Source organism: Arthrobacter sp. (assembly GCF_031988865.1).
Lineage (GTDB): Bacteria > Actinomycetota > Actinomycetes > Actinomycetales > Micrococcaceae > Arthrobacter_B.
The window spans coordinates 68,467-75,631 of sequence record NZ_DALZXY010000005.1; the positions used below are offsets into that span (position 1 = coordinate 68,467).

Genomic DNA, 7,165 nt, shown 5'->3' on the forward strand with positions numbered 1-7,165 from the left:
CTGCCCCCTCAACTCCTCCACAGCAACGGTAGGATCAAGGACCCCCGATGTACTGCACCAGCAATCCGAGTATGCCCAGAGCCGTCCCCCCGATCTTCCCGGACGGCTGCCTAGCTTCGTCCGCGGGAAGGGCCGTCCCCGAAGCTCCGGCGGATCACTCCCTGTCTGTCGTTCCCCTACGGCGGCTTTGCTAAACGCAGGGAGCGGATGCGTGGTTCTGATCCTAGGACAGCTGATCATTTTGCAGTGCAGGAAATTTACACAGTTATTGATTCGTCACTTATTAGCCGAAGTCGGGAATCCTGGCATTGTCATTCGATCTCAATGAGGTTCTCTGAAATGATGGCGCCCCAAGTTTTGCCCCATTGCTCGGGAAAGCACTTCCGCAGCAGGCCGAACATGATCGGGACTGCCGTAGAGGCGCCGGGTGATGCACCCAGCAGCCCGGACATGCTGAGATCGTCAGCCGTGACGAGTTCGGTCCCTTGCCGCAGCACGCCGACTGCCCGTCGGTCGGGGGTAACGAGCTGCGCCCTCTGCCCTGCCGGGATGAGCTCCCACTGGCTGGGTTCTGCACGGGGATAGAACTGTTGGAGCTGCGCGAATTTCGACGCCGGCCGCGCGGCCAGTTCCGTTATCAGGTATTTCACCAGTGGCAGGCTCTGAATAGCAGCCGCTGCCATCACATGCAGATTTCCCGGCCGGAGGGTGGTGAAGAAGTCGGAGAGCGTGCCGTTCTTCAGGAGCCTGGTGCTGAACGTCGCATAGGGGCCAAACATCAAGTACTCACGGCCGTCGACGATGCGCTTGTCGAGATGGGGAACTGACATGGGAGGCGCGCCGATAGCCGCCTGGCCGTAGACCTTGGCCTCATGCCTGGCAGTGACCGAAGGTTCCGAGCAGCGGTAGAACGAAGCGCCGACTGGCAGGACCCCGTATCCTCGCACCTCCGGGAGCCCGGCCCGCTGCAGCAGCCGAAGGGCGAAGCCCCCGGCCCCGACGAACACGTGCCGGCCGCGTACCGTGAACCTGTGTTTGGCGCGGCCCTGACGTCCGGAGACGATCCATCCTCCCGCGGAGTCCCGGCGTAAGGAACGGACCTCATGGCCGAGGAACGTTCTTCCGCCGCGGCTGGTGATGATAGCGGCAAGCGCGCGGGTCAAAGCACCGAAGTCGACGTCGGTTCCTTCTGGATGCCACGTCGCTGCGACCGGTTCCGCCGGGTCCCGCCCCTCCATGACCAAAGGCGCCCACCCTCGAATCGTGGCTTCGTCCTCGGAGAACCTGAGCCCAGCAAACAACGGATCCCTCGCCAGTGTCTGATACCGGGCCCGGAGGTAGTCGACGTCGTGCCGTCCAAAAACGACGTCCATATGCGGCGTGGTGTGCAGGAAGGAACCGCTGCCGAGAAGTCCCAGCCGTTCCAGGTATGACCACCACTGGCGGGTGACGCGGAACTGCCGGGCAATGTCCGCAGCCTTTCGGCCGTCAGCCGGATCCGGCATGTAGTTCAGCTCGCAGAGCCCCGCATGCCCGGTTCCGGCGTTGTTCCATGGATCGCTGCTCTCTGTTGCAAGGGCGTCTGCCTTCTCAAGCAGCACAATCCTCCAATCAGGCTCGAGAACAGCGATCATCGACCCTAGCGTGGCCGACATAATGCCTCCGCCAATCAGCACGACATCTGCCTCGATGACGGTGTCAGCCGGATCTGCGTTGATGGTCATTCCTGCCTCCCGGATTTAGCTTCTCCCAAACAGGGTCACCCAGTTTCCATCCATCCGTCCAATGATGAATTTACCATTTATGATCCATATATGGATGATTGGATGATTCAGCTCGCTCCACAGCTGCGGGCACTGGGCGCCCTGGCAGAGCACGATGGTCATGTGACTGAGGCCGCCGCGGCCCTGAATATGCCTCAATCCTCGATGAGCCGGCGCATTCATTCGCTGGAGGCAATGCTGCGCGTCCCACTGATCATCCGCAACGGACGAGGTGTGCGGCTGACCCCTGCTGGGCTGGCTCTTGCCCAGCAGACGAGGAACCCGCTTCGCGAGCTGGCTGCTGCGATAGCTCGAACCGCCGGGGACGCTGACCCTGACCGCGGTACCGTCCGTTTCGGGTTTCCTTTCACCATGGGGGCCGGGGAGGTGCCGGACCTGCTCGCCGAGTTCCATAGTGCCTATCCCGGCGTCCATTTGCAGCTGAAACAGGCCCATGGCTCCGCGCTCGTCAACGACCTGCAACGGGGAGAGCTCGACGTCGCAATCACCATTCCGCCCCCAGGAGACCTGCAGCATACTGTGCTGGCTACCCAGCGGATTTCGGCTGTGGTTCCGGAGCACCATCGGCTTGCCGGAAGGGGTGCCGTTGATCTTCGCGAGCTGAGCAACGAAACGTTCATTGCCAATCCGCCGTCCTACAATCTGCGCCAGCTGACCGAGGACTGGTGCCTAAAATTGGGATTCAAACCCAGCATCAGCGTGGAAATCACGGAGTTCGCCACCATCCGCGAGCTCATCGCCCGGAACCTCGGCATTGCGCTCCTGCCCCGCACGGAGCGGCCTGTCCCAGGAACCGTGGACCTGCGCCTTCAGAATCGTGATTGCCGGCGGGAGATTGCTTTGGCCTGGGCCGCGGACCGCCCGTCCGCGGTGGCCAGGCGCTTCATTGAGTTTGTGCTGGAGCGGGGCATCCGGTCCTGACTGCTACGCTGCCGCCATGGTGGATTCGGCAACCAGTGAACGGCGGCGGGCGTTGCAGGCTGCCGCGGTCGGTGTTGTCCTGATCACCGGTTATGCGGTGGCCGGTACGTTTCAGACACTGGTTTGGAACCCGCTGGCAGCCGTCCCCGGGTTGACGCTCGAGGAAATCCGGGCAGCCATGGCCAAGGCCAACGAGGTCCTGGCCGGCCCGCTTGTGCTGGCATGGGCCGGAACCGGGATCGTCCTCGCCGCGTTGGTCCCCACCGCAGCGCAGCGGGGTCCCGGACTCCGGGTGAGTACGGTCGTCCGGATGGATCTACTGCTGTTGGTCCTTGCGGCGCCGTCACATTGGTTCGCCTCATTTCCCGCCGGCATGGGGATAGCCGATACCTTTGCCACGACCGGCGGTGACCACTCGCGCTGGGGCAACCTGCTCTATCTCGTGAGTGCTGTCGCTATGGTTGCGCTGGGGGTCGTTGTGCTGCTGGGCAGGCTGCGACCGCCGGCTTCCCGCCCGGCAGGGCCATAGGCCGGACTGATCAGCGGGGGGCGGGCTGGCTCCAGGCGTCGTCCTGACGGTCCCGGCGCCAGAGCTGGCGCGGGGAGTCTGCCTCGCGGGCCACGTCCGAGAGCCACAACGTGCAGTCGGGGTCCCACCCGGCAAGGACCGACGCCGTGTCCGGACCCACCTGGAGTGCCCGGCCAGCGGTGTGCAGGTAGCCCGACATCGTGAGGTGCACGGCATCCCACTCCCCGGCGACCTGCTGCCAGTCCGGGATGACCCAGCGGCCGTCCCTTCCGGTCGTGTGGAACCAGTCGTGCCTGCGGGAGGCAGTGACGTCCAGCGGGTAGCTGCGGCAGAGGGAGATCCAGTCCTCTGCTCTATGGATCTCGAAGGTCCGCCCGATCCCGTACACCGGAATGACGGTTGCCTCCTCCCACCCGAGGAAATCTTCCACCAGGTTCAGGGCTGCCGGAATGGCACCCACTGTCCGGAGAAGACCGAGCGGGAACGACCACCAGCTGCCGGAAAAATTGGCGGAGACGTTCTTCGGCCGATCCACTGCGGCCCGGGCTTCCTCAGCGCGGATATCCTCCGCCCACTTGCTCAGCGCCTCCTGCGGATTCCGTGGCAGCGGGGCCGGGTCCTCCGCTGACCGCCAGTCAATAGCCCATTGTTCCGGCCCGCGGGGCTGCGACCAGCTCCGCCAGGTGGGGGTTGCTCGGACCTGCTCGGCGAGCGGGCGGAAGGCATCGACTATGGCGGGGAGGCCAGCGAGTACGTCTTCGCCGTCGGGTTCCTGCCAGTACCGTGCGTTCCTGACCGAGCACTCAAGCGCCGCCGTGAGCTGCCCCGCCGTCAGGCTGGAAGCATCGACGGATCGTAGTGCTGCCGTCAGTTCCTCCAGCGACGGGGTTTCGCCGCCCGCATCGGATGCTCCGGGTTCCCAGCTGGACAAGGTGAGCAGGACTGTGGAGGTCCCCCTGCCGGGGTCCAGCTCGTACCCCAGCCGGAAGACGGCGCTTCGGACGGCGGGATCAAGTTCCATCGCTAGCTCAAGGCACAGGCGTCTTCCGCGGGGACCTTCCAGGAGCAACTCGGGCTGGGCTTTCATCCGCTCATCCTTACATGGTGTTCACGAACGAACGAACGAACGAACGCGCCGGACGGACCGGGTTAGGCGGCTTTACTACTCCCGGCGAGCTCTGCGAGCAAAGGAGTTTCGTTGCCGCCGTTCCGGTCCGCCCGGCGCGTGTCAAGCATGCCAAACGGATGAAACGGGAGAAGGACTAGCCAGCAGCCACCGGTACCGCACCGGCGTTGAAGAGCCGGCCGTTGACGCGGTCAGCGGCCCCAACCCGGTCCAGGTACGGCGTGATGCCGCCCAGGTGCATCGGCCAGCCGGCGCCGAGGATGACGCAGAGGTCGATGTCCTCGGGCCCTGCCACCACACCTTCTTCGAGCATAAGACCGATTTCCTCGGCCAGGGCGTCCTGCGTGCGGCGCAGCACTTCCTCCGAAGTGGACGGCGAGTTCCCGAAGGACAGCAGTGCCAGGGTTTCCTCCGGCACGTACGGCTTGCCGTCGGCATCCTTCTGCCAGAGCGACTTGATGCCGGCGTCGATCAGCTTCTGCGAGTTCTCCGAGACGTGGAAACGCTCGCCGAAAGCGGCGTGCAGGGATTCCTGCACATGCTGTCCCACCGGCAGGCCAACCAGGGCAAGCAGGGTGAACGGAGACATTGGCAGGCCCATCGGGCGCAGCGCGTTATCCGCCGTGGCGGCATCGGTGCCCTCATCAAAGACCTTGGTGATCTCGCCGAACATCCGGCCCAGGATCCGGTTGACCACAAACGCGGCGGCATCCTTGACCAGCACGGCGGTCTTCTTCAGCTGCTTGGCGAGGACAAACGCGGTGGCGAGGACGGCGTCGTCGGTCTTCGGAGCGCGGACGATCTCCAGCAGCGGCATCACGGCCACCGGGTTGAAGAAGTGGAAACCGACCACGCGCTCGGGGTGCTGAAGATCCGCCGCCATCTCGGTGACGGACAGCGAGGAGGTGTTGGTCGCCAGGATGCATTCGGGAGAGACAACGGCCTCCACCTCGGCGAACACCTGCTTCTTGACCGACATCTCCTCGAACACGGCCTCGATCACGAAGTCGGCGTCGGCGAATGCCTTCTTGGAGACCGAACCCGTGACCAGGGCCTTGGTGCGGTTCGCGGCGTCGGGGGAGATACGGCCCTTGCCAAGCAGCTTGTCCACCTCGGCGTGGACGTAGCCCACACCCTTGTCCACACGCGCCTGATCGATGTCCGTCATCACCACGGGAACCTTCAGGTTCTTGGCGAACAGCAGCGCCAGCTGGCTGGCCATCAGGCCGGCGCCGACCACGCCCACCTTGGTCACCGGGCGGGCCAGCTTCTTGTCCGGTGCGCCGGCGGGACGCTTGCCGCGCTTCTGGACCAGGTCCAGGAATGCGTAGACGGTGGACTGGAACTGCGGGGTCTGCATCAGTTCGGCCAGGGCATCGCACTCGGCCTTGCGTGATTCCTCGCGGGTCCAGTTCTTTCCGGCTTCGAAGATGTCCAGCACCTTCGCTGGCGCCGGGGCGGCGTTGGAGGTGCGGGCCTCCACAAACGCGCGCCCGGCGGCTACTGCGGCATCCCAGCGGTCCGAAACTTCGGAAGGCTCGACGGCGTTGGGCCGGTTCACGGTCTCGGAGCCGCTGATGACCCGGGAGGCCCAGGCGAGGGACTGCTCCAGGAAGTCGGCCGGCTCGAACAGGGCGTCAGCGATGCCGAGCTTGTAGGCGGCCGGGCCGGAGAGCGTGCGGTTGTTGCTCAGCGGGTTCTCGATCATCACCTTCACGGCGTTCTCGGGTCCGATCAGCCGCGGCAGCAGGTAAACGCCGCCCCAGCCCGGAACCAGGCCGATGAAGGCCTCCGGCAGGGCCAGCGCGCCGGCGCCGGTGGAGACCGTGCGGTAGTCGGACTGCAGGGCGATCTCCAGGCCGCCGCCCAGGGCCACACCGTTGATGAACGCGAAGCTGGGGACGCCCAGGTTGCCGAGCTTGCCGTAGACCTCATGGCCCAGGGCGGCCATGGCCACGCCGTCTTCATATTCGGCCAGGGTCTTCACGGCCGAGAGGTCGGCGCCGGCAACGAGGTAGTGCGGTTTGCCGGTGACGCCGACGCCGACAATCTCGCCCTTGTCCGCGCGGACCCTGAGCTCATCAAGCACACGGCCCAGTTCCAGCAGGGTGTTCGGGCCCAGGGTGGTGGGGCGGGAATGATCGACGTCGTTATCCAGCGTGATCAGTGCGAAGGTGCCGGCGCCGCCGGGCAGCTCAACGTCGGAGACGTAGGAGTGAGTGATGACCTCGTTCGGGAAGAGCCCGGCGAGGCGCTGGTAATCGGGTGCAGTCATTACTTCGAAGCCTCCGTGGACTCGGTGTTGTACTCGGGGTGGTTGGGGTTTTCCCAGATGACGGTAGCGCCCATGCCCAGGCCAATGCACATGGTGGTCATGCCATAGCGCACCGACGGGTCTTCCTCGAACTGGCGGGCCAGCTGCGTCATCAGGCGCACGCCGGAGGAGGCCAGCGGGTGCCCGACGGCGATGGCGCCGCCGTAGCGGTTGACGCGGGGGTCGTCGTCGGCAATGCCGAAGTGGTCCAGGAAGGAGAGCACCTGCACGGCGAAGGCCTCGTTGATTTCGAACAGGCCGATGTCCTCGATGGACAGGCCGGTCTGCTTCAGCACTTTCTCGGTGGCCGGAACCGGGCCGATGCCCATAACCTCGGGTTCGACACCGGCGAAGGCGTACCCGACCAGGCGCATCTTCACGGGCAGGCCGAGTTCTTCCGCAGCGTCGGCGGAGGCGAGCAGCGCGGTGGTGGCGCCGTCGTTCAGGCCCGACGCATTGCCGGCGGTGACGCGGCCGTGCGGACGGAACGG

Annotated in this window: 5 protein-coding genes and 1 pseudogene; 2 read left to right on the forward strand and 4 right to left on the reverse strand. The window is 65.2% G+C overall.

Annotation, left to right across the window (positions count from 1 at the left end; all coding sequences use genetic code 11):
• Window positions 1-311: 311 nt before the first annotated feature.
• Complete coding sequence (mqo, locus tag RTN46_RS01975) at window positions 312-1,724, reverse strand: malate dehydrogenase (quinone) (protein ID WP_312178747.1); 1,413 nt, start codon at window positions 1,722-1,724, stop codon at window positions 312-314.
• Between the two features lie 90 nt (window positions 1,725-1,814).
• Here mqo and RTN46_RS01980 point away from each other — a divergent pair, with 90 nt between their 5' ends.
• Window positions 1,815-2,705, forward strand: a complete 891-nt coding sequence (locus tag RTN46_RS01980; RefSeq protein WP_312178748.1) for a LysR family transcriptional regulator — start codon at window positions 1,815-1,817, stop codon at window positions 2,703-2,705.
• A 16-nt stretch (window positions 2,706-2,721) separates the two neighbouring features.
• Window positions 2,722-3,234 carry a hypothetical protein gene (locus RTN46_RS01985; RefSeq protein WP_312178749.1) on the forward strand — a complete coding sequence of 171 codons (513 nt, stop codon included), beginning with the start codon at window positions 2,722-2,724 and terminating at the stop codon, window positions 3,232-3,234.
• 10 nt (window positions 3,235-3,244) lie between these two features.
• On the opposite strand, the gene RTN46_RS01990 is transcribed toward RTN46_RS01985, so the two are convergent.
• The 3 genes and pseudogenes from RTN46_RS01990 to RTN46_RS02000 all read right to left on the reverse strand — a co-directional run.
• Window positions 3,245-4,321, reverse strand: coding sequence for a hypothetical protein (locus RTN46_RS01990; protein ID WP_312178750.1), 1,077 nt, complete (start codon window positions 4,319-4,321; stop codon window positions 3,245-3,247).
• Window positions 4,322-4,496: 175 nt separating this feature from the next.
• Window positions 4,497-6,635, reverse strand: coding sequence for a 3-hydroxyacyl-CoA dehydrogenase NAD-binding domain-containing protein (locus tag RTN46_RS01995; protein WP_312178751.1), 2,139 nt, complete (start codon window positions 6,633-6,635; stop codon window positions 4,497-4,499).
• Window positions 6,635-7,165 (reverse strand): annotated as a pseudogene (locus tag RTN46_RS02000) (acetyl-CoA C-acyltransferase); the annotation flags it as partial. The pseudogene RTN46_RS02000 and the gene RTN46_RS01995, both read right to left, overlap by 1 nt.

Coding starts and splice junctions, on each gene's coding strand:
- mqo (WP_312178747.1), bottom strand. CDS start 1,724: ATGACCATCAACGCAGATCCGGCTGACACCGTCATCGAGGCAGATGTC.
- RTN46_RS01995 (WP_312178751.1), bottom strand. CDS start 6,635: ATGACTGCACCCGATTACCAGCGCCTCGCCGGGCTCTTCCCGAACGAG.
- RTN46_RS01980 (WP_312178748.1), top strand. CDS start 1,815: ATGGATGATTGGATGATTCAGCTCGCTCCACAGCTGCGGGCACTGGGC.
- RTN46_RS01990 (WP_312178750.1), bottom strand. CDS start 4,321: ATGAAAGCCCAGCCCGAGTTGCTCCTGGAAGGTCCCCGCGGAAGACGC.
- RTN46_RS01985 (WP_312178749.1), top strand. CDS start 2,722: ATGGTGGATTCGGCAACCAGTGAACGGCGGCGGGCGTTGCAGGCTGCC.